Source organism: Marisediminicola sp. LYQ85, from assembly GCF_046600695.1.
Taxonomy (GTDB): Bacteria; Actinomycetota; Actinomycetes; order Actinomycetales; family Microbacteriaceae; genus Marisediminicola.
This window is the reverse complement of the sequence record NZ_JBKIWO010000001.1, coordinates 542,704-568,120: the sequence shown is the minus strand read 5'-3', so window position 1 is coordinate 568,120 and position 25,417 is coordinate 542,704. Positions and strand designations below refer to the sequence as shown.

General features: G+C 69.2%; 25 protein-coding genes and 1 tRNA gene. 6 read left to right on the top strand and 20 right to left on the bottom strand.

Translation table 11 applies throughout. The features are described from left to right. The first annotated feature begins 30 nt into the window (after nucleotides 1-30). Both ACLHG5_RS02690 and ACLHG5_RS02685 read left to right on the top strand, forming a co-directional pair. On the top strand, nucleotides 31-1,269 hold the full coding sequence (locus ACLHG5_RS02690; protein ID WP_411317774.1) for an alpha-hydroxy-acid oxidizing protein: 1,239 nt from the start codon (nucleotides 31-33) through the stop codon (nucleotides 1,267-1,269). An 8-nt stretch (nucleotides 1,270-1,277) separates the two neighbouring features. Continuing rightward, complete coding sequence (locus ACLHG5_RS02685; RefSeq protein WP_411317773.1) at nucleotides 1,278-1,559, top strand: hypothetical protein; 282 nt, start codon at nucleotides 1,278-1,280, stop codon at nucleotides 1,557-1,559. A 407-nt stretch (nucleotides 1,560-1,966) separates the two neighbouring features. Here the strand turns inward: ACLHG5_RS02685 and ACLHG5_RS02680 are convergent, their stop codons facing one another. Together ACLHG5_RS02680 and ACLHG5_RS02675 are read right to left on the bottom strand one after the other, a co-directional pair. After that, nucleotides 1,967-2,767 (bottom strand): hypothetical protein, encoded by an 801-nt coding sequence (locus ACLHG5_RS02680; protein WP_411317772.1) that lies wholly within the window; start codon nucleotides 2,765-2,767, stop codon nucleotides 1,967-1,969. A gap of 158 nt (nucleotides 2,768-2,925) precedes the next feature. Beyond that, nucleotides 2,926-3,477: a TetR/AcrR family transcriptional regulator gene (locus tag ACLHG5_RS02675; RefSeq protein ID WP_411317771.1), complete on the bottom strand. Its 552-nt coding sequence runs from the start codon at nucleotides 3,475-3,477 to the stop codon at nucleotides 2,926-2,928. 81 nt (nucleotides 3,478-3,558) lie between these two features. On the opposite strand from ACLHG5_RS02675, the gene ACLHG5_RS02670 reads away from it, so the two are divergent. Next, a complete protein-coding gene (locus tag ACLHG5_RS02670) occupies nucleotides 3,559-4,302 on the top strand; it encodes an SDR family oxidoreductase (RefSeq protein ID WP_411317770.1) in 744 nt (247 codons plus the stop codon). Nucleotides 4,303-4,399: 97 nt separating this feature from the next. Here the strand turns inward: ACLHG5_RS02670 and ACLHG5_RS02665 are convergent. From ACLHG5_RS02665 to ACLHG5_RS02655, 3 genes are all read right to left on the bottom strand, one after another. Then, nucleotides 4,400-4,473: transfer RNA gene (locus ACLHG5_RS02665), tRNA-Pro, on the bottom strand. A gap of 114 nt (nucleotides 4,474-4,587) precedes the next feature. Then, nucleotides 4,588-6,648: a bifunctional metallophosphatase/5'-nucleotidase gene (locus tag ACLHG5_RS02660; protein ID WP_411317769.1), complete on the bottom strand. Its 2,061-nt coding sequence runs from the start codon at nucleotides 6,646-6,648 to the stop codon at nucleotides 4,588-4,590. A 138-nt stretch (nucleotides 6,649-6,786) separates the two neighbouring features. Further along, nucleotides 6,787-7,275, bottom strand: coding sequence for an NUDIX domain-containing protein (locus ACLHG5_RS02655; RefSeq protein WP_411315739.1), 489 nt, complete (start codon nucleotides 7,273-7,275; stop codon nucleotides 6,787-6,789). A 199-nt stretch (nucleotides 7,276-7,474) separates the two neighbouring features. On the opposite strand from ACLHG5_RS02655, the gene ACLHG5_RS02650 reads away from it, so the two are divergent. After that, on the top strand, nucleotides 7,475-8,212 hold the full coding sequence (locus ACLHG5_RS02650) for a glucose 1-dehydrogenase (RefSeq protein ID WP_411315740.1): 738 nt from the start codon (nucleotides 7,475-7,477) through the stop codon (nucleotides 8,210-8,212). A gap of 117 nt (nucleotides 8,213-8,329) precedes the next feature. Then, nucleotides 8,330-8,902, top strand: coding sequence for a TetR/AcrR family transcriptional regulator (locus tag ACLHG5_RS02645; RefSeq protein ID WP_411315741.1), 573 nt, complete (start codon nucleotides 8,330-8,332; stop codon nucleotides 8,900-8,902). 134 nt (nucleotides 8,903-9,036) lie between these two features. On the opposite strand, the gene der is transcribed toward ACLHG5_RS02645, so the two are convergent. The 4 genes from der to ACLHG5_RS02625 form a co-directional block, all read right to left on the bottom strand. After that, a complete protein-coding gene (gene der / locus ACLHG5_RS02640; RefSeq protein ID WP_411317768.1) occupies nucleotides 9,037-10,560 on the bottom strand; it encodes a ribosome biogenesis GTPase Der in 1,524 nt (507 codons plus the stop codon). 223 nt (nucleotides 10,561-10,783) lie between these two features. Beyond that, nucleotides 10,784-11,527 carry a MerR family transcriptional regulator gene (locus ACLHG5_RS02635; protein ID WP_411315743.1) on the bottom strand — a complete coding sequence of 248 codons (744 nt, stop codon included), beginning with the start codon at nucleotides 11,525-11,527 and terminating at the stop codon, nucleotides 10,784-10,786. Next, nucleotides 11,524-12,729 carry an MFS transporter gene (locus ACLHG5_RS02630; protein WP_411317767.1) on the bottom strand — a complete coding sequence of 402 codons (1,206 nt, stop codon included), beginning with the start codon at nucleotides 12,727-12,729 and terminating at the stop codon, nucleotides 11,524-11,526. Before ACLHG5_RS02630 ends, ACLHG5_RS02635 begins: the two co-directional genes overlap by 4 nt. A gap of 70 nt (nucleotides 12,730-12,799) precedes the next feature. Beyond that, nucleotides 12,800-13,651 carry a class I SAM-dependent methyltransferase gene (locus ACLHG5_RS02625; RefSeq protein ID WP_411317766.1) on the bottom strand — a complete coding sequence of 284 codons (852 nt, stop codon included), beginning with the start codon at nucleotides 13,649-13,651 and terminating at the stop codon, nucleotides 12,800-12,802. A gap of 155 nt (nucleotides 13,652-13,806) precedes the next feature. Between ACLHG5_RS02625 and ACLHG5_RS02620 the strand changes: the two genes are divergently transcribed. Further along, entirely contained in the window at nucleotides 13,807-14,394 is a 588-nt protein-coding gene (locus ACLHG5_RS02620; RefSeq protein ID WP_411317765.1) for a hypothetical protein, read from the top strand. On the opposite strand, the gene cmk is transcribed toward ACLHG5_RS02620, so the two are convergent. The 11 genes from cmk to ACLHG5_RS02565 all read right to left on the bottom strand — a co-directional run bounded on the left by cmk (nucleotide 14,391) and on the right by ACLHG5_RS02565 (nucleotide 25,409). After that, nucleotides 14,391-15,050 (bottom strand): (d)CMP kinase, encoded by a 660-nt coding sequence (gene cmk / locus ACLHG5_RS02615; RefSeq protein WP_411315747.1) that lies wholly within the window; start codon nucleotides 15,048-15,050, stop codon nucleotides 14,391-14,393. The two genes, ACLHG5_RS02620 and cmk, sit on opposite strands and share 4 nt — an antisense overlap. After that, the gene (locus ACLHG5_RS02610; RefSeq protein ID WP_411315748.1) at nucleotides 15,047-16,138 is read right to left on the bottom strand and encodes a prephenate dehydrogenase; all 1,092 of its coding nucleotides are present in this window, start codon (nucleotides 16,136-16,138) and stop codon (nucleotides 15,047-15,049) included. The genes cmk and ACLHG5_RS02610 overlap by 4 nt, the downstream gene beginning before the upstream one ends. Then, complete coding sequence (locus ACLHG5_RS02605; RefSeq protein WP_411317764.1) at nucleotides 16,131-17,006, bottom strand: pseudouridine synthase; 876 nt, start codon at nucleotides 17,004-17,006, stop codon at nucleotides 16,131-16,133. Before ACLHG5_RS02605 ends, ACLHG5_RS02610 begins: the two co-directional genes overlap by 8 nt. Further along, nucleotides 16,996-17,592, bottom strand: coding sequence for an SMC-Scp complex subunit ScpB (scpB, locus tag ACLHG5_RS02600; RefSeq protein ID WP_411315749.1), 597 nt, complete (start codon nucleotides 17,590-17,592; stop codon nucleotides 16,996-16,998). The genes ACLHG5_RS02605 and scpB overlap by 11 nt, the downstream gene beginning before the upstream one ends. Continuing rightward, nucleotides 17,582-18,412 (bottom strand): segregation and condensation protein A, encoded by an 831-nt coding sequence (locus tag ACLHG5_RS02595; protein ID WP_411317763.1) that lies wholly within the window; start codon nucleotides 18,410-18,412, stop codon nucleotides 17,582-17,584. The genes scpB and ACLHG5_RS02595 overlap by 11 nt, the downstream gene beginning before the upstream one ends. 13 nt (nucleotides 18,413-18,425) lie before the next feature. Then, nucleotides 18,426-19,316 carry a ParA family protein gene (locus ACLHG5_RS02590; protein WP_411315751.1) on the bottom strand — a complete coding sequence of 297 codons (891 nt, stop codon included), beginning with the start codon at nucleotides 19,314-19,316 and terminating at the stop codon, nucleotides 18,426-18,428. Between the two features lie 107 nt (nucleotides 19,317-19,423). Then, nucleotides 19,424-20,356, bottom strand: a complete 933-nt coding sequence (xerD, locus tag ACLHG5_RS02585) for a site-specific tyrosine recombinase XerD (protein WP_411315752.1) — start codon at nucleotides 20,354-20,356, stop codon at nucleotides 19,424-19,426. Continuing rightward, nucleotides 20,353-21,042, bottom strand: a complete 690-nt coding sequence (locus tag ACLHG5_RS02580; protein WP_411315753.1) for an NUDIX domain-containing protein — start codon at nucleotides 21,040-21,042, stop codon at nucleotides 20,353-20,355. Before ACLHG5_RS02580 ends, xerD begins: the two co-directional genes overlap by 4 nt. After that, nucleotides 21,035-22,732 (bottom strand): CTP synthase, encoded by a 1,698-nt coding sequence (locus ACLHG5_RS02575; RefSeq protein WP_411315754.1) that lies wholly within the window; start codon nucleotides 22,730-22,732, stop codon nucleotides 21,035-21,037. The genes ACLHG5_RS02580 and ACLHG5_RS02575 overlap by 8 nt, the downstream gene beginning before the upstream one ends. Before the next feature lie 59 nt (nucleotides 22,733-22,791). Next, nucleotides 22,792-24,489, bottom strand: coding sequence for a DNA repair protein RecN (recN, locus tag ACLHG5_RS02570; protein WP_411318401.1), 1,698 nt, complete (start codon nucleotides 24,487-24,489; stop codon nucleotides 22,792-22,794). Further along, nucleotides 24,486-25,409, bottom strand: a complete 924-nt coding sequence (locus ACLHG5_RS02565) for an NAD kinase (RefSeq protein WP_411315755.1) — start codon at nucleotides 25,407-25,409, stop codon at nucleotides 24,486-24,488. The genes recN and ACLHG5_RS02565 overlap by 4 nt, the downstream gene beginning before the upstream one ends. Nucleotides 25,410-25,417: the final 8 nt, after the last annotated feature.

Below are 25,417 nucleotides of genomic sequence, written 5' to 3'. Positions count from 1 at the left end.
TCCCCGCACCACATCAGAGAGAATCACACCATGGTGAAGCGACAGTTTCCGAAGCCCCGCGATCTCGCACCGCTCATGAAGTTCAAGACGCCGACGCTCAACGCGAAGAAGCGGCGGCTCGACGAGGCGCTCACGATCGAGGACCTCCGGCGCATCGCCAAGCGCCGCACCCCGACGGCCCCGTTCGACTACACCGACGGGTCGGCCGAAGCGGAGCTCTCGCTGCGGCGAGCGCGGCAGGCGTTCCGCGACATCGAGTTCCACCCCTCGATCCTGCGAGACGTCTCGACGGTCGACACCTCCTCGACCGTGCTCGGCGGGCCCACCGCACTGCCGTTCGGCATCGCCCCCACCGGGTTCACGAGGATGATGCAGACCGAGGGCGAGATCGCCGGTGCGGGTGCTGCGGGAGCCGCGGGCATCCCGTTCAGTCTCTCGACCATGGGCACGACGTCGATCGAAGACGTCGCTGCCGCGAACCCGACCGGACGCAACTGGTTTCAGCTCTACATGTGGAAGGACCGCGACCGCTCGATGGCGCTCGTCGACCGCGCCGCGGCGGCCGGGTTCGACACGCTCCTCGTGACGGTCGACGTTCCCGTCGCGGGAGCTCGCCTGCGCGATACGCGCAACGGCATGACCATCCCGCCCACGCTCACGCCGCGCACCGTCATCGACGCTCTGCCCCGTCCGGCCTGGTGGATCAACTTCCTCACCACCGAGCCCCTCGCCTTCGCCTCGATCGACCGCTGGTCGGGCACGGTCGCCGAACTGCTCGACACCATGTTCGACCCCACGGTCACTTACGACGACCTCGAATGGATCAAAGCCCAGTGGCCCGGCAAGCTCGTCGTCAAGGGCGTGCAGAATCTGGATGACGCGAAGCGGCTCGCCGCGCTGGGTGTCGACGGCATCATCCTCTCCAACCACGGTGGCCGTCAGCTCGACCGCGCGCCGATCCCGTTCCACCTTCTGCCGGAGGTCGTGCGCGAGGTGGGGAACGACACCGAGGTGCACCTCGACACCGGCATCATGTCGGGCGCCGACATCGTCGCCGCGGTCGCCCTCGGCGCCAAGTTCACGCTCATCGGCCGCGCCTACCTCTACGGGCTCATGGCCGGAGGGCGCGAGGGCGTCGATCGCGCGATCGAGATCTTGAGCACCGAGATCCGGCGCACCATGCGTCTTCTCGGCGTGACGTCGCTCGACGAGCTGACGCCGGCGCACGTGACCCAGCTCGAGCGGCTCGTGCCCCGGCCGCGGGTATAGCGGTCGCGGTGGCCGACATCACGCCCGAACACGAGCGCCTGGCGACCGTCGCTCGCGGGTACTTCGCTGCTCTCGGTGCGCACGGCGAGCTGAGAGTCATCCCTCTCGCCGGCGGGGGTGTCTGCGTCGTCGACGCGGTGCGGGGTGGCGGCAAGATCTATGTCGCCCGCGACGGCAGCGCCCTGTTCGTGAGCTCCGCCCTCGACTTCGAGGCGGGTCTCATTGCCTTTCGCGACGGGCGTCGATCGCTCACCGCGACTCTCACCCGGCCCCCGATCCGCGACGGTTAGGGCTAGGGCGCAGGCACCCGCACGCCGAGCCCGCGGGTACCGCACGCCGCCCCTCGAGGGATTCGCGTTCGAGCGGCATGCGTGCGGCGAGCGTTGGATATACGTTTCTGCGTGCCTCAGTCGTCCGACGAGCGCAGAAAACCCTGCCCTGCCATGTGGACGACACCAAACACAATGCACGCGACCCCCACCGGAAAACCCAGCACGGCCACCAGTACGCTCCGGAAGCTCTGGTCGGCGCCGCCCGAGACCGACATGGCGAAAATTCCCAGAGCGCAGCAGACTATGCCTAAGACGAAGAAGAAGGTGCCCGACCTCCGCTGGTCTCGCTTCGACCGACTCATGCGCGCCTCACTGCTCGGGAACTGCAACGACTTTATCGCGGAGCGCTCCCACAACAGCGCGGATCACTCCTGCAGGGCGTCCACGGCTCGCGCGACGACGGCATCCGGAGTCGTGCCCCGCGCGGAAGCCAGACGCGCCACCTTCGCGGCGGTGCTCCCCGAGAGAGTCACGTGTGCGATTGCCGCTTCGGGGGCGGGCTGCGCGTCGGGTGTGACGGGATGTGTCGCAGGCGCGACGGGCGCACCAGGCTCCGTCGCGGGGTCGCGCAAGAAGCGCGCCATGACGGGCAGGGTTATCGTGCCCAGCACGTTCAGGATCGCCACGACCGCGACCACGCGCGTGTAGCCCTCATAGGCATCCCCCGGAATCTCCCCGTCGGTGACGATGGGCAGGATGATGAGCAGGGCCAGGATACCGATGAGCGCGACCGTCGCCCACAACCCCGCGCGCAGCACCGGACTCGTGCGCTGCGCGAGCAGGAGCATCAGGTTGGTGTGGGCGAGCGCGACAGCGAGCACCCCTCCGACGCCGAAGGCCTTCCACAGTGTGTCGCTGATGTCGTCGATCGTCGACCAGTCGGCCCAGATCAGCACGGCTGCGCTGAGCACCGCGACCGCGCTGACAGCGATACCGACGAACCCCATCACGCGCACCGGCCGACCGAGAACCGCCAGGTGGCACAGCGCGGTGATTCCGAACGCCGCCACCAGCAGGGTCGTGAGCAGAATCCGCCCCTGAACCTCGCCGAAGTCTCCGCTGAGCACGGCCACGATGCCGATGACGGCGGCAGCGACGAGCGAGACGAGCACAGCGATGACTGCGGCGCGGCGAAGCCTGCGCACAGTATTCATGGATTCGGACACGGCCCTGATCCTAGGGGTGCCGACGCGACCACGACGAGCACAGGCGATCAGTCATCTCGGTGCGGATGATCCCCCAGCCAGCGGATCACCGCTCCCGCGGTGGCGCTCCCCGTCTCCCGCATTCGCCACACGCGACCATTAGCTTTTGCCTCGAAAGCTCAGTCTCGCGTCCGAAGCCCGTCGAGAAGCACCCCGAGCAAGTGCGATGCGCGGGGAGCGGCCTCGGCGTTCGTCATCCGTGACAGGAACCCGAGCAAGACGAGCACGTCCGCCTCGTCGACGTCGTCGCGGATCGTCCCGTCCTTTCGACCGGCCTCGAGCAGGAGCGCGATCGCCTCGCCGATGCGCGGCGTGTGGCTCGTCGCGAGTTTCGTGCCAGACACGGGCTCCAGCACCGCGAGCACACCCCGCTTGACGCGCGCGTAGTCGGCAACACGATCCAGCCAGTGCCGCATCGCGGTCACCGCGTCATGCTCGGCGAGCAGGCTCCCCGCGGCCTCGACGAGCTCCGCGACGTCGGCGCGATAGACCTCGACGAGCAGCGCCTCCCGTGTCGGGAAGTGCCGGTACAGCGTCCCCTGCCCCAGGCCCGCCGCCTTGGCCACGGCGTTCAGACGAAGGTCCTGCGTGGAGTCCAGCTGCTCCCGCGCGATCGCGAGTATCCGAGTCCGGTTCTCGGCCGCGTCGGCACGGATCCTGCGTTCTGGCATGCCTTCTCCTTGCAATACGGACACGTGTCCGTTTATGCTGGCGACGAAGCGGACACGTGTCAGCTTAGACGAGGAGACCCCATGACCACGAAATCTCTGCAGGGCCGCATCATCGCGATCACGGGAGCGAGCAGCGGGATCGGCGAGCAGACCGCGATCGAACTCGCGCGGCGCGGCGCAGCCGTCGTGCTCGCGGCTCGACGGACCGACCGCATCGACGCCGTCGCCGCGACGATCCGCACCGATGGCGGCCGAGCGATCGCCGTGCCCACGGACGTCACCGATGTCGGCGACGTTCGTGCGCTCGTCACCGCGGCCGTCGCAGAGTTCGGCCAGCTCGATGCGCTCGTCAACAACGCAGGTATCGCCCGCCTGGGACCTCTCGAGCAGGGAGACACCGATGACTGGGCGGCCATGATCGACGTCAACGTCCACGGGCTGCTCAACGCGCTCGCTGCGGCGCTGCCCATCTTCCGGCAGCAGGGCCACGGCCACATCGTGACCATCGTCTCCACCGCAGGTATCACCGTCTCGCCCACCATGGCGGTCTACGCAGCGAGCAAGAACGCGGCCCGCACGATCATGGAGGGCCTGCGCGCCGAGTCGACCGACGGCGTCATCAAGACGACGTCGATCTCCCCGGGCTTCGTGCAGACCGAACTCGCAGACGGCATGGCGCCCGAGGCGCGCGAAGAGATCCAGGCCGGTATGCGCTCGTTCGGGCTGGATCCCCAGGCCGTGGCGAACGCCGTCGGATTCGTGCTCGAGCAGCCGGCAGACGTCGAGATCGGCGACCTCACCATCCGCCCCACGGTTCAGGGCTGAGGTCTCCGCGCCCGGACCTGCGCGACCGGCCGACACGGTGGGCCACTCGAGTTAACGCGAAGAGGACCGCGTCATCCGCGGCCCTCTTCGTCATCTGTCGGGCTGACAGGATTTGAACCTGCGACCCCTTGACCCCCAGTCAAGTGCGCTACCAAGCTGCGCCACAGCCCGTGACTTGTGCTGCGCTTGCGCGCGGCACCGAGAGACAATCCTAGCGGGTCGCGCGGGTGGCGACAGCCACTCCGGAGAGCGGATGTCGCCACCGCGCGACCGACAGCGAGCCTGCTACTCGGTCATGCGTGCTCGGCGACGCGCGAAGCCGAAGGCCCACAGGCCCAGACCGGCGACGAGAAGCGCGAGGGCGGGAACGAGGAGTCCTGACGTCGACGCACCCGTGTAGGCGAGGTCGTCGGCGCCGGAGCCCGCCGCCGGCGCGGTGTCGCCATCCGAGCCCACGCCCGAATCGTCGCCCGCGCCGGGCGCTCCCGCTCCGTCGTCACCGGAACCGGGGGCGGTCACGGGCGGGTCGGTCGGGTCCGTCGGGTCCGTCGGGTCGACGGCGAGCGGCGCCGTGATGAGGCTCCAGTTCTCGACGAAGAAGTCGGCGGGGTCGATGTTGTTGGCGCTCGCCCACTCGATGAGAAGCTGACGGATCTCGAGGCGCTCGTCGTAGACGACGGGAGCGTCGGCGATCGCGGGGTAGCCGCTTCCGCCGCTCTGGCGGTAGTTGTTCACGGCCATGACGAACTCGTCGTCGTCGGCGATTGGCGTTCCGTCGGGCATCTCGAGCCCGGTGATGCGCGATCCGACCGGCTGCGAGATGTCGATCGCGTAGTTCACGCCCGAGAGCACGTCGTAGGCGTAGTCGGGGATGTCGTTCGCGTTCGTTCCCGTCTCGGGGTCGAACTCCGCCCCCTCCTCCACCTGGGTGAAGTAGCGCGCCGAATACTCGAGGTACTCCCGCACCTCGGCGCCCGTCATCCGCACGCCCAGGAGCGTGTTCTCGTAGATGTAGAGCCCCGCGATGTCGCGGATCGTCACCTCACCCTCGGGAAAGACGGCGGTGCGCGAGAACGGCGACGCTTGCGAGATCACCGGGAGGTCGGAGAACTCGGTGTCGGCGAGGCCCGCCTCGACCGTCTCCGACTGCACGTTGTTGATGAAGTCGATGATCGCGGTGTCTTCGTAGCGCGACGTCGTGGCTGGGAGTTCGGTCACGGATGTCGCCACCGCCGTGTTCACGTAGTCGATCGCCGTCTGGTGCTGCGCTCCCACCGCGTCGACGACCGCTTGGCTCTCGGTCGCGATCTCGGTGCCGTCTCGCTTCTCGACCGTCGGGGCGAACCCCTCGCTCCAGTCGACGTCGAGTCCGCCCTCGGTGTCGTTCACGAGATTGAGCGTGACCTCGGAGACGCTGCCCGCCCAGTAGCGCGGCTGGGTGATGAGCACCTGCTCGCCCGCGACGTTGGTGACGACATCCTGAGGCACATCCTGGTGCGAGTGCCCGGCGACGAGCAGGTCGATGCCCGGAACCAGGCGCGCGATGTTGCCCGCGACGTCTTCTTCGAGCAGCGCGGGGTCGTATCCCTCGTCTGCCACGTCGCCCTGGCCGGTGTGCGCGAGCACGACGACGACGTCGGCCTGCTCGGCGATCTCCGGAACCCACTGCTGCGCGGTCTCGACCATGTCGCGAAACTCGAGAACGCCGTCGACGTACTGCTTGTCCCACACGCGCACGCCCGGGGTCACGAGGCCGAGCACCCCGACGGTCACGTCGACGCCGTCGATCGTGCGCTCGATGAGGTCGTAGGGCTCGTGGTACGGCTCCCCCGTGGCCACGTCGATCACGTTGGCGCCGAGCATCGACGCGTCGAGATCGCCCTCGTAGGCGTCGAGCAGGTCGAGGCCGTAGTTGTACTCGTGGTTGCCGACCGTGGTCGCGTCGTAGCCGATCGCATTGAAGGCCGACGCGACCGGATGTGTCGTGGTGCCGTCGAGCACGCCGTCGCGTCCATCACCGAGACCGTAGTAATAGGTGAGGGGGGTGCCCTGGAGAGCATCGCCGTTGTCGACGACGAGCACCGACTCGTCGCCCTTCTCCGCCCGGGCCGCCTCGACCGCGGTGCCGACGCGAGTGAGACCGAGGGTCTCGTCGGTGTCATAGGGCGCGTTGCGGAAGTAGTCCCAGTCGAAGACGTGACCGTGGGTGTCGGTCGTCGCCATGACGGTCAGTTCGATCGGTTCACCGGGGTCACCGGGGGCCGCGAAGGCGGCCGACGCGGGAAGGGCGAGGGTCAGCGTGAGGCAAGCGAGAGCAGCGGTGCTCGCGGCGCGGGAACGGCGCATGGAAGTCCTGTCGAGAGAGGAAAGGGGGTACGACGGCGACGGTACGGGGTACATGTGAACGGCACGTTACGAGGGGCGCTCATGTTGTATTCGCGGTCGCCTCAACCGTCGGCGCCGCCGCTCGTGCAGCTCGGCGCGTCAGCGCAGCCGCTCGCGCAAGACGGGCCACGCGTCGGCGAAGCCGGGGTGCAGCGGCAGCGCGTCGACCTCCGAGACGGCGACCCAGCGCAGCTCGGCGCTCTCGGCATCCGCGATCACAGGCTCGAACTCGTCCATCGCCTCGACGACGACGGTCGTGTACGACCAGAACCCGAGGTCGAGCACCGACGTGTCGATCACGCGCAGAAGCTCGCTCGGAACGGTCGCCTCCTCCGCAGCCTCGCGCATCGCCGCGGCATCCGCCGACTCCCCCTGTTTGCGTGCGCCGCCGGGGAGTCCCCAGGTGCCCCCGAAATGACTCCACGACACCCGGTGCTGAAGCAGGATGCCGAGCGAGCGGTGCCACACGAGCAGCCCGGCCGCTCCGAACCGGCCCCAGTACCGCGTGCCGTCTGGCGCCTCGACCCAGGCGTCGCCCGGGTCGCGCAAGTGGGCGGGCACGTGCGGCGGCCTCGACTGATCGGTCATCACCCCAGCATGCACCGTGCGCCCGACCGCGGCCGGGGAACGCGCCCGCCGCGGCCCTCCGGCGCGGCCCGTCCGGCGCCGCATCGCTCGAGCCTCATTGCCCGCGCTAATCGACACCTGTAGAATAGAACGATCGGATGCGCGGCACTGGCCAACGAGGGCGGCGCCGACGCACACATCCCGAACGAAGGAGAACCCCATGGCTCGAGTCAACGAGAAAGTCGTGCTCATCAGCGGCGGCGCCCGCGGAATGGGCGCAGCCCATGTGCGCCTGCTCGTCGCGGAAGGCGCGAAGGTCGTGATCGGCGACATCCTCGACGAGGAGGGAACCGCTCTCGCCGCCGAGATCGGACCCGACGCGCAGTTCATCCACCTCGACGTGACCAAGCTCGAAGACTGGCAGGCCGCCGTCGACCTCGCCGTCGACGAATACGGTTCGCTCGACGTGCTCATCAACAACGCCGGCATCGCCAACTTCGCCCCCATCGGCGAGTACACCGTCGACGCGTGGAACACGATCATCGCCATCAACCTCACGGGCGTGTTCCTCGGCATCACCGCCGCGACGCCCGCCATCACCAAGTCGAAGGCCGGGTCGATCATCAACATCTCGTCGACCGCGGGCATCCAGGGCTACGAGGCCCTCCCCGGCTACACCGCCGCCAAGTTCGGCGTTCGCGGCCTCACCAAATCGGCGGCGCTCGACCTCGGAAAGCACAACGTGCGCGTCAACTCGGTGCACCCCGGCGTGATCAAGACACCGATGACGGCCGAGCTCGAGCAAGACCAGCGCCACACCGCCCTCAACCGCGCGGGCGAGCCCGACGAGGTGTCGCAGCTCATCCTCTTCCTCGCGAGCGACGAGTCGAGCTTCTCCACGGGAGCCGAGTTCATCGTCGACGGCGGAGAGACCGCGGGGCTCGCGCACCACGCGTAGCGTCTCGCGCGTTCCGAGCGCGTAGCGTGACACCCTGAGCCCGCCGACACACCGTCGGCGGGTTCAGCGATTTCCGCGAAAGGTGCAATCTCAGTGAGCGACCCGGTCGAACCCCGCATGGCTCGAACGCGAGCGAGCCTCACCGCCGCCCTCCACGGGCTCCTCGCCGTCGAACGGCTCGACGACATCACGGTGTCGGCCCTGTGCCGCGAGGCGAACGTGCACCGCACCACGTTCTACGGGCACTTCTCCGACGTGGGCGAGTTCGCGGCATCCGTGTTCGTGCGTGAACTCGACGACATCGCTCGCGTCGACATCGACCCCGCAGCGGATGACGCGGTCGAAACCGTGCGCGCCGCCTATGCCGAGTCGCTCACGAACCTTCTCGAGCACGTCGCCGCCGAACGCTCCGCGTATCGCACCCTCTTCGCGTCCACCATCGGTGCGCGTCTGCGCACCGCGCTCACCGAGCGCCTACGCGAACGCGCTCTCGTGGCGATGACGGTGTGGGAGAGCAAGGGCGTCGCAACGACGATCGACAACGCCGCGGCATCCGCCTACATCGCCGGAGGTCTCGTGGGGTCGATCGAGCACTGGGTGGTGCGCGACGGCGCGACCGACGACGACGCACACGACTATTCGGCGACGGTGCTTCAGCTCATGCCCGCCTGGTGGCCTCGCCCGGCGTAGCCCGGCCCGGACAGGTCTGCGCACCGCCGATGCGCCGCTCGATTCGGCGTCCGCCGCGCATAGTGCAACGGCGGACGCCGAAATGGGCGGCGGATGTGCTCAGAGATCGCCGGGCTACGCCGCCCGGCGACACCCTACGTGCGCTTGCGCTTCTCCCGCACGCGCATGCTGACGTTGATGGGGCTCCCCTGGAAGCCGAAGATCTCGCGCAGTCGACGCGTGATGAAGCGGCGGTAGCCCGGGTCGAGGAACCCGGTGGTGAAGAGCACGAACGTCGGCGGCCGGATGGCCGCTTGTGTTCCGAAGAGGATGCGCGGTTGCTTGCCGCCGCGCAGAGGGTGCGGGTGCTCGGCCGCGAGTTCCGCCACGAGGGCGTTGAACTTGCCGGTCGGGATGCGGGTGTCCCACGACTCGAGCGCGACCTCGAGTGCGGGCACGAGCTTCTCGAGGTGACGGCCGGTCTTCGCCGAGATGTTGACGCGGGGCGCCCACGCCACGTGCGCGAGATCCTGCTCGTATTCGCGCTCGAGGTAGCGACGACGGTCGTCGTCCATGAGGTCCCACTTGTTGAAGGCGAGCACGAGCGCGCGGCCCGATTCGAGCACGAGGTCGATGATGCGCACATCCTGCTCGCTGATGACGTCGCTCACGTCGAGGACGACGATCGCGACCTCGGCCTTCTCGAGGGCGGCGCTCGTGCGCAGCGAGGCGTAGAAGTCGGCACCCTGGGCGAGGTTCATGCGGCGGCGGATTCCCGCGGTGTCGACGAAGCGCCACACCTTGCCAGCGATCTCCACTTGCTCGTCGACGGGGTCGCGCGTGGTTCCGGCGAGCTCGTTGACGACGACGCGCTCTTCACCGACGGCTTTGTTGAGCAGGCTCGACTTGCCGACGTTGGGGCGACCGAGGATGGCGACGCGGCGGGGCCCGCCGACCTCCTCCTTGGCGACCGCAGACACCTGGGGCAGCACGGTCATGATGTGGTCGAGCAGGTCGGCCACTCCCCTGCCGTGCAGGGCCGAGACCGGCCACGGCTGGCCGAGCCCGAGGCTCCACAGCACGGCGGCTTCGGGCTCCTGGCGGGTGTCGTCGACCTTGTTGGCCACGAGGATCACGGGCTTGTTGGTCGAGCGGAGCATGCGCACGACGTGCTCGTCGGTGGATGTCGCACCCACGTTCGCGTCAACGACGAAGAGCACGGCATCGGCGAGGTCCACCGCGATCTCGGCCTGTGCGGCGACAGACGCGTTGATGCCGCGAGCGTCGGGCTCCCACCCTCCGGTGTCGACCATGGTGAAGCGGCGGTCGCCGTACTCCGCCTTGTAGGTGACGCGGTCGCGCGTGACACCGGGGGTGTCTTGCACGACGGCCTCGCGACGACCGAGGATGCGGTTGACGAGAGCAGACTTGCCGACGTTGGGCCGCCCGACGATGGCGAGCACGGGAAGCGCGGGGAGGTACGTGATCGCGTCGGGATCGAAGTCGTCGGTGTCGAGAACATCGATGTCGTCGTCTTCGAGGTCGTAGTCGCTGAGCCCCGCGCGCAGGGTCGCGGCGCGCTGCTGGGCGGCTTCGTCGTCGAGGGAGGTGATGCGTTCGACGAGTTTGTCATCGATTTTCGGGTAGCTGTCGCGCTCGGCGTCGTCGTGGTCGGCCATGGCTGGATTCCTTGCGTTTGTGCGGAGCTCCCTCGACACGAACACGTGTGGGGAGAAGAAGAATGGGCACGCCAGAGAGGGGCGGCCCTGCGATTCTACCGTGAACCGCTTCCGACACCGCTGGGTGGCGGCGACCCCCGTCATCCGATGAGGCTCGACGTCCGTCCCTCCCCGCGCGGCAGCGCAGGGCAGCGCTCGGCCAGAGCGCCAGACCACGGCGTGGTCAAAGCCCGTCGAGCAACCGATCGAGCACGGCGCTCTGCCGCGCGTTGAGGGCGAGCGCACGGTATTCGGCGGAGAGGGCCACGAAATCGGGCGCCTCGATCGCGGGTTCGGAGTCGGCCACCTCGACGATCGACCGCACGATCTCGCGACCGGCGGCGACGAAGGCCTCGACCTCGTCGTCGGGGGTCGTCGCGTCGAGCGATTCGAACCCCGATGCGAGTCGCGCCATCCCCGCCGCGAGCGCGGGCTCGGCCATCCGTTCGCTGAAGCGGCTGAGTGCGGCCCGACCGTCGTCGTCGATGAGGTGGTCGAGGAGAAGGGCCAGGTCGCGGTCGATCCGGGCGAGCGCCGTCGCGCTGCCGTACGCGGCCGCCGAGAGGGTCACGTATCCGGCGAGAGCGGGGGGCACATCCGGCGCGACGCGGGTCTCCCTCACCGCGGCGAGCGCGGCGCGCTGCTCGGTGAGCCGCGTGATCTGCGCTTCGAGCTCGGCATCGATCGCGTCGAGGCTCTCGTCGATGCTCCCCCGGTCGTCGACGTCGAGCATGCGAGGGATCTGGTCGAGAGCGAAGCCGAGAGAGGCGAGTCGGCGGATCCGGAGAACCGTCACGGCGTCTCGCACGTCGTAGTCGCGATATCCGTTCGCTCTCCTCTCGGGCTCGGGCAGGATTCCGATGCGGTGGTAGTGCCGCAGAGCGCGAACGCTCACACCCGTCATCCGGGCCAGGTCGCCGCTGTTCATCCCTGCTCCTCCGTCGGGGGTTCCAGAGTACGGAGCGCGGGCGACACGATGCCGAACACGCTCGTGACGACGATGAGCGCCGCGACGCCGAGTGCGGCGGCGTGCACGCCGAACCCTTCGGTCACCACCGCGACGGCCACGATTCCGAGGCCGGGGGCGACGGTGAGCGCGACGTTCTGCGTGCTCATGATCCGGCCGCGGAGGGCGTCGGGGATGCGCTCGATCATCAGCACACCGAGGAGGCTGCTGAAGAGGCCGCTTCCGAGCCCCGTGACCGACGCTCCGACGAAGATGACCGCGGGCGAGGCGAGCGTCGCGATGACTCCCATGCCGACGCTCAAGAGCGCGGCCCCCGTGACGAACCAGACCCGTCGTGGCACGCGCGAGTGCAGCCCCGCGTAGAGGCCGCTTCCGAGGAGCAGCCCCGCGGCGAGAAAGCTCAGCACGAACCCCAGGAGGTGCGGTTGCTCGGCCATCGTGAAGTAGACGGGGAGCACGAGCCCCTGGAGCCCGCTCAGCGCGACGGCCGCGAGCACGGTCAACACCGTCGTGGCGACGAGGAATCTCGAGCGGATGAGAGCGACGACGCCGTCACGCAATCGCGTGCGTTCGGCTGACACTCCTCGCCGCGCGCGCCTCGGGTCGCGCGGCAGGGTCAGGGTGACGACGGCCGCGAGGGCGGACGTTCCGGCCGTGATCCACAGCACCGAGGCGGGGTCGAGGAGCCCGATGAGCGTCGCCGCGATCGCCGGTCCGATGAGCAGTACGACGGCGCCGAGCGATTCCCTGATGCCGACGAGTCGCTCGGCACCGAGGGCGCCGTCGCGCGCGATGACCGGGAGCATGGTCTCGCGCGCGGTCATCCCCGGGATGTCACCGAATGAGCCGATGACGGCGCTCGCGACGAACCATCCGAGCGAGAGCCCGATCGAGGCGTCGATGAGCGGGAGGGCGGCGAGCGATGCAGCGGAGACGATGTCGGTGAAGACGGAGACGAATCGGCGATCGAGACGGTCGATGACGACGCCCATGAGTAGACCCGCCACCGCTGCGGGCACCGCGCTCGCGAGGGCGACGGTTCCGGTGGCGAGGGCGCTGCCGGTGGTCTGGAGCACGAGCAGCGGCAGGGCGACAGCGGCGATCGAGTTGCCCAGCAGAGACAGGCCGTAGGAGAGGAGGTAGGAGAAGGAGATGTAACGCACAGTTCCAGTGGAAACCATGACGCAGCGTCGGGGTCAAGTGCCGGGTTCGCGCGTCGGGTCTCGCGCTGGACTAGCCGAGCGGCCGCCGCGCCACGATCGTGAAACTACACGGGAGAAGACGACGTTCGCCCTCGGGCCACGCGAAGTCGTCGCCGACCTCGACCATGCGCGGGGAGAATCTCCACGGCACGGTCGCGTGCTCGTCGAGGCGCAGAATCTGCAGGCCCGCGCCGATGAGGGAGTTCACGATCTCCGAGATCGGATGCGGCCACTCGTACGTGCGGGTATGCGCGACCGTTCCGTCGCCGGCATAGGTCGACGCGTCGTTCCACTCCTGGGCCCGCCCGTCGCCGAAGTAGGCGTAGCGCACACGCAGATGGTCGGCGTTCTCGTCGATGCTGTAGAGCGCGGGGTGTCCGTCGCGGATGTAGAAGGTGCCTCCCCGGCGCAGGAGCGCGGCGACCTGCGCGGCCCACCGTTCGAGGTCGGGCAGCCACGTGATGGTTCCGATGCTCGTGTAGACGAGGTCGAAGTCTCCGGTCACCGCGGCACGGGCGTCGAGGACATCCGTCTCGACCCAGGTCACGTCGACTCCCAGCCGACGCGCGAGGGCTGCGGCAGACGTGAGAGCCCCCGACGAGAAGTCGACGCCCGTCACGCGCGCCCCCGCCCGCGCGAGGGAGACCGTGTCGGTGCCGATGTGGCACTGCAAGTGACAGACGTCGAGGGCCGAGACCGAGCCGCCGGGCAGGAACGGCTCGAGCGCCAGGAGGTCGGTGCGCACGACACTGCTCAGCGGGCTCGAATCGTCGAGACCGTCTACTCCGTAGGCCACCTCGTGAAGGGGCACCCGGTCTTCCCAGTTCGCGAGGTTCGCCGCTCGCGCCGACTCCCACTCGATATCCACACCGTCGTCAGCCATCCGGAGAGTCTACGAAACCGAACGGGCGATGACGCCGGTCGTGGGCGTGGGCGTGGGCGGAACTCGTTCGTTGGCAGTGTGGAGCTGTGGGGTCGATTTCAGCGTCCCCGTCGGTCCCGGGTGACTCTCACGCGAATGTCTGGGAGGGTCGTCCCGTGATCGACGACACTGCCCCCGCCACCGGATCCGAACCGACCTCCACGGCGCAGGACGCGCCGCCGCCGTTCGCCGACCCCAGACGCATCGGGGCGCTCGTCGGGCTCGTGGGCGCGTGTGTGTTCGTCTTCTCCTATACGGCGGGGTTCACCGATGCCCTGTCGGCTGCCGCACGCATCGTCGTCGTCGTCGCCTCGGTCGCCACACTGTGGTTCCTCTTCGGGTCCCCACGGGACCTCGGCCGGTTCGTGCCCGCCCGACGCTGGCAGATCGGGGTCTACCTGCTCGCCGTGGTGATCGAATTCGTGCTCATCGCCGTGGGGAGTCGCTGGTTGGGTTCGATCGGAGCCGCCGACCTTCGACCCGCGCTCATCGCGCTCGCGGTCGGATTGCACTTCATCCCGTTCGCGTGGGCGTTTGCCGAGCGCATGTTCTTCGTTCTGGGGGCGACGCTCGTCGCTCTCGGCGCCGTCGGTCTGCTCGTCGGCACGGCGACGGGCGCACTCGTCGCCGCGGTCACGTCCGGGGTCGTGATGGCGCTGGACGTTCTCGCCTACAGCCTCGGCATGTTCACGCGGGGTCGCTAGTCGCGATCGACCGACCGCACGAGCTCGACGACCGCGGCGATGGTCTGCTCGAAGTCGAGGTCGGTCGAGTCGAGGAGGGTGACCCCGGGAGCCGCGTTCATGAAGTCGACGACGCGGGAGTCCTGCTTGTCTCGCGACGTGAGCTTCGCGGCCGACTGCTCCGCCGAGTCGCCGGTGAGTTCGGCGGCACGTCGGGCCTGGCGCGCCTCCTCGCTCGCCGTGAGGAGGATGCGCACGTCGGCGTCGGGGGCGACGACGGTCGTGATGTCCCGACCCTCGGTCACGATCCCCGGCCGGTCGGTCACCTGGATCGTCGTGCGGAAGAGCGCCACGAGGTAGGCCCTCACCTCGGGCACACGGGCGATCGCGCTCACGACGTCGGTCACGCGAGGCTCGCGGATGGCAGCCGTGACGTCGGTGCGTCCGACGAACACCGCGAGCGTCTCGGGGTCGATGCGGTAGTCGAACGAGTCGAGGGCCGCGATGACGGATGCCGCGTCATCCGTGTCCACTCCCCGGTCGAGCGCGTGCCACGCGAGAGCCCGATAGGCGGCGCCGGTGTCTTGGTACGCGAAGCCGAGCTCGCGCGCGGCAGCCTTGCTCACGCTCGACTTGCCGCTGCCCGCGGGCCCGTCGATCGCGACGACGACGCTCATCGGGTGCCCTCGGCGATGCGCCAGCCGCGCGACGAGAGCTCGTCGACGAGCCGCTGCTCGGCTTCGGGGAGCACCGAGATCTCGGCGAGCCCCACTTGGGCGCCGGGCGAGTGCTCGAGTCTGAGGTCTTCCATGTTCACGTTCGCTGCTCCGATTTCGGTCAGTAGGCGGGCGAGTTCGCCGGGGGTGTCGTCGACGAGCACGAGCAGTTGGCTGTAGCGCCGATCCTGACCGTGTTTGCCCGGGATGGCCGCGACCCCCGCGTTGCCCGCGGCGATCGTCTCGGCCACGAGCCGGCGGGCCCCGGGCGCGTCGGGCTCACCGAGCGCGCCGATGACCCGATCGAGGTCGTCACGGTAGGCGTGCAGGATGGGCGCGATCGCGTGGGCGTTGGCCCCGAGGATCTGCGTCCACAGCTCGGGCTCGCTCGACGCGATGCGGGTCGTGTCGCGCAGCCCCTGGCCGGCGAGGGCCACGGATGCCGCGCTCGCTCCCTGCAGCCTGCCCGCGAGGAGCGACGCCACGAGTTGGGGCACGTGCGACACGAGAGCGACAGACGCGTCGTGTTCGGCAGGGCTCATCTCGACGGGGACGGCGCCGAGGTCGAGGATGAGGTCGTCGATGGGGGATCCGGCACGGTAGGTGATGGCGTCGTGGCCGGCGATGACCCACGGGCGGCCGAGGAAGAGGTCGGCGCGACCCGACACGGCGCCGCCGCGCTCACGGCCGGCGAGAGGGTGCGAACCGATGTAGCGCGAGAGGTCGGCGCCCGACTCGCGCAGCTCGGCGAGGGGACCGGCTTTGACGCTCGCGACGTCGGTGACGATCGCGTCGGGGTGGGCGGCGAGCTCGGCGGCGACCACGCGGGCGGTCACGTCGGGCGGAACGCACACGACGACGAGCTGCGGTCGATCGTCGGCCTCGGCGCGACGCCCGGCCCCGTAGTCGATCGCGAGGCTCAGGTTGCCCGGCGACGCGTCGTCGAGGATCACGTCGATGCCTTTCGCGCGCAACCCGAGTCCGATGCTCGTGCCGAGGAGCCCCGACCCGACGACGCGCACGGGCCCGGTCAGGCGCGTGTCACTCATCGACGACCTCGTCCGCTGCCGCTCCCGACCGATCGCCGGCTCCCGCTTTCGCGGCGCGCGAGATCGTGAGCAGCTGCCCGTGCTCGGCCTTCGAGAGGTCGCGGATCTCGCCGATCCCGAGAGTGCCGAGGTGCAGGGGGCCGAACTGACGGCGCACGAGTTCGATCACGGGGTGCCCGACCGCGTCGAGCATGCGCCTCACGATGCGGTTGCGGCCGGAGTGCAGAGTGACCTCGACCATGCTCTGGCCGCGGGCGTCGACATCGAGGATGCGCACCTTGTCGGCGGCGATGGGGCCGTCGTCGAGGTCGATGCCGCGCGTGAGCTTCGCCACGGTCGCGGGCGTGATGCGCCCCTCGACCCGCGCGATGTAGGTCTTGAGCACACCGAACGACGGGTGCGCGAGCACGTGGGCGAGGTCGCCGTCGTTGGTGAGGATGAGCAGACCCGAGGTCTGCGCGTCGAGCCGGCCGACGTTGAAGAGGCGTTCCTCGAACTGCGACACGAATCGCGAGAGGTCGGGGCGACCGCGCTCGTCTTGCAACGACGACACGATGCCCACGGGCTTGTTGAGCATGAGGTAGCGGCGCGAGGTGTCGAGCTGGATGGCCACCCCGTCGACCGACACGAGATCGGTCTCGTGCACGCGGCGCCCCGCCTCGGTCACCGTCTCGCCGTTGACCTCCACGCGACCCGCCGCGATGAGGTCTTCCGACACGCGCCGTGAGGCGACACCCGCGGCCGCCATGAGCTTCTGCAGGCGGATGCCGTCGTCCGCGGCATCCGCAGATTCGACACGGGCGGCGCGGGGCGGGCGCTCGGTCGCGGCCGAACCGTCTTCGTCAGGGGTGGTGTTGTCAGCGTGCATCATCGAATCCGTCCGAACCGTCGGCGAGCAGGGGGGAGATGTGCGGCAACTCGTCGATCGAGTTGAGCCCCAGCTGGGTGAGGAGCACATCGGTGGTGGCGTAGTGGATCGAGCCGGTCTCGCTGTCGGTGAACGCCTCGGTGATGAGACCGCGACCGAGAAGTGTGCGCACGACCGAGTCGACGTTGACGGCGCGGATCGAAGCGATCGCGCCGCGGCTGATCGGCTGCTTGTAGGCGATGACCGCGAGGGTCTCGAGGGCCGCTTGCGACAGTTTGGTCGGGGACTGCGTGAGCACGAAGTCGCGCACGACGGCGTCGAACTCGTGGCGCACGTAGAAGCGCCAGCCGCCGCCGACCTCGCGCAGTTCGAAGCCGCGCTGGATGCCGCCGCCCGCCCCCTCGGCGTCGACGCCGTCGAAGTCGGCGACGAGGCGCGCGATCGCGGCGCGCACCTCGGCCACGGGAACGTCGAGGGCCGTCGCGAGGTGCACGACCGATTGCGGCTCGTCGGCGACCATGAGGATCGCCTCGATGCGGCGGTCGGTGAGGTTCGCGTCGACGAGGGGGTCGTGGTCAGTCGCCATAGTCCGCTCCCAGATTCGCGAGGCTGTCGCTCGACCAGTGTTCGGCCGTCCAGCGGATGGTGAGCTCGCCGAGCGGCTCGATCTGTTCGAACGCGACCGAGGCGCCGCGGTAGAGCTCGAGCACGGCGAGAAAGCGGGCGACGACGACACCCTTCTCGACGGCGCCCGCGATGAGCTCGCGGAACGTCATCGGTTGGCCGCGGCGCAAGAGCGCGACGACGTGGCTCGCTTGCTCGCGGATGCTCACGAGGGGCGCGTGCAAGTGCTCGAGACCCACGCTCGGCACCTCGCGCGGGGTGAACGCGAGCACCGCGATGGCCGCGAAGTCGTCGGGGGTGATCGTCCACACGAGTTCGGGGGTCGTCTGCCGGAAGGTCTCTTCGAGCCGCACCGAGCGGAACCTCCGCGTCGCCTCGGCGTCGAAGCGCTCCGAGAACCACGCCGACGCCTCTTTGAAGGCGCGGTACTGCAGCAATCGGGCGAAGAGGAGGTCGCGCGCCTCGAGCAATGCGACGTCTTCGGCGTCGACGAGCTCGCCCTGAGGGAGCAGGCCCGCGACCTTGAGGTCGAGGAGTGTCGCGGCGACGACGAGGAACTCGCTCGCCTCGTCGAGCTCGTCGGCCGAATCGAGTCCGCGCAGGTAGGAGATGAACTCGTCGGTCACCCGACTGAGCGAGATCTCGGTGATGTCGAGCTCGTGTTTGCCGATGAGGGTCAGGAGGAGATCGAACGGACCGTTGAAGTTGCCGAGGCTCACCGAGAACCCGGCGTCGGCGGCATCCCCCGGGTCACCGCCCGGGAGCGGTCGCTCCCCCGCCACGACGACCTGCTCGTTACGCGACGGCGCCACGGGAGATGAGCTCGCGCGCGAACTGCAGGTAGGCGAGCGACGCCGCGTGCTCGGGCGCGAAGTCGAGGATCGGTCTCGCTGCGACGCTCGCGTCGGGAAACTTCACGGTCTTGCCGATGACGGTGTCGAACACCTCGTCGCCGAACCTCTCGACAGCCCGCTCGAGCACCTCGCGCGAGTGCAGCGTGCGCGCGTCGTACATGGTCGGGAGGATGCCGTCGAGGCGAAGCGCGGGGTTGAGTCGGTCTTTGACCTTCTCGATCGTCTCGACGAGCAGAGCGACTCCGCGGAGGGCGAAGAACTCGGTCTCGAGGGGGATGAGCACACCGTGCGCCGCGGTGAGGGCGTTGACGGTGAGGATGCCGAGCGACGGCTGGCAGTCGATGAGGATGACGTCGTACTCGTCGGACACCTGCCGCAGCACGCGCGCGAGGATCTGCTCGCGTGCGACCTCGTTGACGAGGTGCACTTCGGCGGCGGAGAGGTCGATGTTCGCGGGGATGACATGGAGTCCGGCGACGCTCGTCTCCTGGATCGCGTCGTGGGCGTCCTTGACGGTGCCGAGGAGGAGGTCGTAGATGTTGGGGCCGTCGTGGGTCTGCACTCCGAGGCCCGCGGAGAGCGCACCCTGGGGGTCGAAGTCGATCGCGAGCACGCGGCGCCCGTAGTGGGCGAGCGACGCCCCGAGGTTGATCGACGTCGTGGTCTTGCCCACGCCGCCCTTCTGGTTGCAGAGCGAGATGATACGGGCGGGGCCGTGCGCGGCGAGTGGTTCCGGAACGGCGAACTCCCGCGCGGGGCGACCGGTCGGCCCGAGCACGGGCCTTTCGAGTCCGTCGAGAACGGCGCTATCGGCCTTCTTCTTCGCTGTCATCCCGACATTCCTCACTGCTCGAGACCGGCGTCGGCCGGTGCATCGAGTCTACCGGCGAGGGCACCGCGGCCCGGTCAGACACACAGTGCGCGAGGCACCCGAACGCACTATCTGCTGCGGGGATGCGCCGTCGTGTACATGTCGCGCAGAGTGTCGGCGGTCACGTGGGTGTAGAGCTGGGTGGTCGCGACCGACGCGTGCCCGAGCAGCTCCTGCACCACGCGCACATCCGCGCCCCCGGCGAGCAGGTGCGTCGCGAAGGAGTGGCGCAGAGTGTGCGGCGAGATCGGCTCGGTGATGCCCGCCTTCTCGGCGCGTGAGCGGATGATGAGCCACGCGTTCTGTCGGGAGACCCGCGCGCCCCGTGCCCCGAGAAACAGCGCGGGGGTCGCGGTCCCTCGCACCGAGAACGCCGGGCGAACGCGAACGAGGTAGGTGTCGATGGCCGCGCGCGCGAAGCTCCCGACGGGCACGATGCGCTGCTTGTTGCCTTTGCCGAGCAAGCGCACGACGTCGCCCTCGATCACGTCGTCGACGTTGAGCCCCACAGCCTCCGAGATGCGCGCCCCCGTGGCGTAGAGCAGTTCGAGGAGGGCCCGGTCGCGGATCGATTGCGGGTCGTCCCCCGACGCCGCCTCCAGCAGCGCCTCCACTTGTTCGATGGTGAGGGTCTCGGGAAGCGTCGAAGCGAGCTTGGGCGGTGACTGGTCGGCCGCGACATCCTCGTCGACCGCTCCCTCGTCGAGCAGGAAACGGTGCAGGCTGCGCACCGACGAGAGCATGCGCGTGACCGAGCTCGCCGCGAGCGGTGTCTCGGCGCGGGAGCGCAGGGCGACCACGAAGTCGCTCACGTCGGCGGCCGTGACGGCGTCGGGAGAGCGGATGTCGCGGCCCTCGAGATACTCGCGATACCCCGCGAGATCACGGCGGTAGGCGGCGACGGTGTTGCGCGAGAGCCCTCGCTCGATCGCGACATGCCTCAGGTACTGGTCGACGGCACGGTCGAGCGCCGACGGGGTCGTCGGCGCCCGCTCGGTCATGACGGGTCGGGGTCGGCCGGTCCCTGCGCCCGGCGGAGGAACGGCCACGGCGCGTCCGCATCGCCGAGAGTCGACCACGCGCGAGACCGTGACGATGCGGCGGCGAGGGCGGCGATCGAGAGGATGCTGTTGCTCACGGTGCGCGCGAGCACGGCGTCGACGACCTCGTCGAGGGCGACCCAGCGCGTCTCGATCTCGGCCTCCTCGTCGAACCGGTCGAACGGCGTGGCGGTGCTCGAGACGCCGCGAGCGAGAAAGACGCGCAGCGCCTCGTTGCTCCCACCGGGGGTCGTGAAGAAGTCGGTGAGCACGTGCCACGTGGTCGCTTCGAGGTCGACCTCTTCAGCGAGCTCGCGCTTCGCGGCGGCGAGGGGGCTCTCGTTGGCCTCGTCGAGCAGGCCGGCGGGGAGCTCCCAGTCGCGGCGCGAGATGGGGTGCCGGTATTGCTTGATGAGCATCACGCGATCGTCGTCGTCGAGCGCGAGCACCGCCACGGCTCCCGTGTGCTCGACGTACTCCCGCGTGATCGAGCTGTCTCCGAATTCGACGACGTCGCGGCGGATGTTCCAGACGGCACCGTCGAACTCGACGGTGCTCCGCGTCACCGCGTGCTCGACGATGTCGTCGGCGAGCACCGCGGATGCCTCATCCCGAGCGGACGTCGCCGGCGAGGGGGTCTCAGACATCCGCCGGCTCCGCGACCTCGAAGAGGCGGCTCGACTGCTGGCGTTCGAGCGCGGCCTTGACGAGCCCGGAGAAGAGCGGGTGCGCACGGTTGGGGCGCGAGCGGAGCTCGGGGTGCGCTTGCGTGCCGATGTAGAACGGGTGCACGTCGCGCGGCAGCTCGACGAACTCCACGAGGTGACCGTCGGGCGAGAGGCCCGAGAACTGCAGTCCCGCGTCGGCGATCTGCTGGCGGTAGGTGTTGTTGACCTCGTAGCGGTGACGGTGACGCTCCGAGATCTCGGGTGCCCCGTAGAGTTCGCGCGCAAGCGACCCCTCGGCGAGGTCCGCGGGGTAGAGACCGAGGCGCATCGTTCCGCCGAGGTCTCCCCCGGCGATGATGTCCACTTGCTCGGCCATCGTCGCGACGACGGGGAACTCTGTCTCGGGGTCGAACTCCGACGACGAGGCCCCGGAAAGTCCGGCCTCGTTGCGGGCGTACTCGATGACCATGCACTGGAGGCCGAGGCACAGTCCGAGCACGGGCAGACCGTTCTCGCGAGCGAAGTGCAGCGCCGAGAGCTTGCCCTCGATGCCGCGGATGCCGAAGCCCCCGGGCACGCAGATGCCGTCGAGGTCGCCGAGCTCGCGGAGCGCACCCTCGGGTGTCTCGCACTCGTCGGAGGCGACCCACTTGAGCGTCACCTTGGCGCTGTTGTCGAAACCGCCGGCGCGAAGCGCTTCCGTCACCGAGAGGTAGGCGTCCGGGAGGTCGATGTACTTGCCGACGAGGCCGATCGTGACCTCGTGCTTGGGGTTGTGCACGGCGTCGAGGAGGTCGCTCCAGCCCGACCAGTCCACGTCGCCGGTCTGCAGACCGAAGTGGTCGATGATGTAGGCGTCGAGCCCCTGGTCATGGAGCATCGTCGGGATCTCGTAGATGCTCGAGACGTCGACCGCGTTCACGACGGCGGCTTCGTCGACGTCGCACATGAGCGCGATCTTGCGCTTGTTCGACTCCGACACCGGGCGATCGGAACGCAACACGAGAGCGTCGGGCTGGATGCCGATGGAGCGGAGCGCGGCGACGGAGTGCTGCGTCGGCTTGGTCTTCTGCTCGCCCGACGCGCCGAGGTAGGGCAACAGCGACACGTGCACGAAGAACACGTTGTTGCGGCCGAGCTCGTGGCGCACCTGCCGAGCCGACTCGATGAACGGCTGCGACTCGATGTCGCCGACCGTGCCCCCGATCTCGGTGATGATGACGTCGGGCCGAGGGTTGTCGTCCGTGAACGGACCGGATGCCTGCAACCGCATCCGCCTCTTGATCTCGTCGGTGATGTGCGGAATCACCTGCACGGTGTCGCCGAGGTACTCCCCGCGACGCTCGCGCGCGATGACGCTCGAGTAGATCTGCCCCGTCGTCACGTTGGCGGCCTGGTCGAGGTTGATGTCGAGAAAGCGCTCGTAGTGCCCGATGTCGAGGTCGGTCTCGGCACCGTCGTCGGTGACGAAGACCTCCCCGTGCTGGAACGGGTTCATCGTCCCGGGGTCGACGTTGAGGTAGGGGTCGAGCTTCTGCATCACGACGCGCACTCCCCGCGCCGAGAGGAGGTTGCCGAGACTGGCCGCCGTGAGGCCTTTACCGAGAGACGAGACGACACCGCCCGTCACGAAGATGTGCTTGGTCGTGTCCGCGTCTTGTTTATCCACCACGGGGTTCTAGCCTATCAGCGCCGCAGCGACATTCGAGGGTCGGAATCGCCGCACGATCACGTCGTGAGCGAACGGGCGGTGTCGATGAGCTCCCGAGCGTGGGCGAGAGCGCTGCCGCTCGCGTCGAGCCCGGAGAGCAAGCGTGCCATCTCGGCGATGCGGTCCTCGCCGTCGAGCCTCTCGACGTTCGAGGTCGTGACCGAGCCCTCGTCGTCTTTCACGACGCGCAGGTGGTTGTTCGCGAATGCCGCGACCTGAGCGAGGTGGGTCACGACGATCACTTGCGACGTCGTGGCGAGCGCCGCGAGGCGCCTGCCGACCTCGATGGCCGCCGCACCTCCGACTCCCGCATCGACCTCGTCGAAGATGAAGGTCGGCACCGGATCGGTGGCCGCGATCACGACCTCGATCGCGAGCATCACGCGAGACAGCTCGCCCCCCGACGCGCCTTTCGAGATCGGCCGAGGCTCGGCCCCCGAGTGCGGTCGGAGGAGGAAGGCGACCGCGTCGCGACCGGTCGGCGTGAGTTCGCCGCGATCGGTCACGTCGATCGTGAGAACCGCATTCGCCATCGCGAGAGCGGTGAGCTCGTCGGTCACGCGCGCGGCGAGATTCTCGGCGTGCGCGACGCGGATGCCCGTGACCCGATCGGCGAGTGATTCGACGGCGTCGCGGGCGGCCTCCACCTCGATAGTCAGTTCGTCGATGCGGTCGGTGTCACTGTCGAGCTCGAGAAGTCGAGCGCTGCCCGTCTCGAGATACTCGAGAGCGTCGTCGATCGTCGGACCGTATTTGCGGGTGAGGGTCGTGAGGGCCGCGCGGCGCTCGTTCACGACCTCGAGCTCTCGCGAGGAGTCGTCGTCGAGGTCGCCGAGGTAGGCCGCGAGTCTCCCGGAGACATCGAGCGCGAGGATGTTGGCCTCGTGGAGCGCCTCGATGATGCCGTCGAGCGCGGGGTCGTGGCTCGAGACGCGCTCGAGGTTCTTGCGCGCCGCGTCGAGCAGTCCGATGACGTCGTCGGGGCCCCCGATGTCGGGTGACGAGATGCTGTCGTGCGCCGCGGTCGCGGCGGCGCGGAGGTCTTCGGCGTTCGCGAGACGCTCGGCTCGCTCGGCGAGCTCGACATCCTCTCCCGCGACCGGCGCGACCTCGTCGATCTCGGTCATCGCGATGCGCAGCCCGTCGGCTTCGCGCGCCCGCCTGTCGCGGTCGGTCACGAGGGAGTCGAGCTCGAGCCGCACGGTGTTCCAGTGCTCGAACGCGGCGACGTAGTCGTCGAGCGCGCCCCGCAGCTCGGTGCCGGCGAAACGGTCGAGCGCTCGGCGCTGCTCGGTCGACGATCGCAACCGGGATTGCTCCGATTGGCCGTGCACGACGACGAGCTGGTGTCCGAGCTCCACGAGAACCCCGACGGGCGCCGTGCGACCGCCGACGATCGCGCGCCCCCGGCCCTCATTGGAGACCGAGCGCGCGAGGATGAGCTCGCCGTCGTCGACTTCGCCCCCCGCGTCGCGCACGCGTTCGGCGACCTGACCGCCGTCTGCCACGTTCCACCGCCCCTCGACGACCGCGCGATCCGAGCCCGCGCGGATCGCGTGGGCGTCGGCGCGATCGCCGAGCAGGAGGCCGAGGGCCGTGACGACCATCGTCTTCCCCGCACCGGTCTCCCCCGTGAGAACGGTGAAGCCGGGGCCGAGCGGAAGCCGCGCCTCTCCGATCACTCCGAGGTCGCGGATGGAGATCTCTTCGATCACGAGGCGGAACGCCCGTGCTCGTGCGGTCCGCGCCACCCGTTGGTGGGGAGTCGGAACTTGTTGACGAGGCGATCGGTGAAGGGCCCCTGGTGGAGTCGAGCGAGGCGCACGGGGATGGGTGAGCGCCTGACGATCACTCGGGCGCCTCCCGGGAGATCGCGAGTGCGCCGGCCGTCGCACCAGAGCACCCCCGAGCCCTGGGTGCGGTCGAGCACCTCTACTGCGAAGACCGATTCCGGGCCGACGACGAGAGGGCGAGCGAAGAGCGCGTGCGGACTCAGGGGAACCAGGAGCATGGCGTCGAGGCTCGGCCAGACGATGGGCCCGCCGGCGGAGAAGGCATACGCGGTCGACCCCGTCGGGGTCGACATGACGACGCCGTCGCTTCCGAACGACGAGAGCGGCCGCCCGTCGACCTCGATGACGACCTCGAGCATCCGCTCGCGGCTCGCCTTCTCGACGGTCGCCTCGTTGAGGGCCCAGGTCTCGTAGACGACTTCGGCGCCGACCTCGACGCGCACCGAGAGGGTCATGCGCTCTTCGACGAGGTAGTCACGAGCGAGAGCCCGCTGCACGGTCGCCGTGAGGTCGTCGGCTTCGGACTCGGCGAGAAAGCCCACGTGTCCGAGGTTGACTCCGAGCAGCGCGACCGAAGACCCGCGCACGAGTTCGGCGGCGCGGAGGATCGTGCCGTCGCCCCCGAGCACGATGACGAGTTCGAGGTCTCCGAGCGCCACTTCGTCTCCGAGGGTCTCGATCGCTCCGAGTTCGGGTGCGGCGGCGAGGATGTCGTCGTGCTCCTCGGTGCTCGTGACGGGCACGACCCCCGCGTCGAGCAACTGGCGGCACACATCGACGGCCGCCGACAGCGACGTCGGCCGGCCCGTGTGGGCGACGACCAACATGTGGCGGTGTGTCATCGATCGTT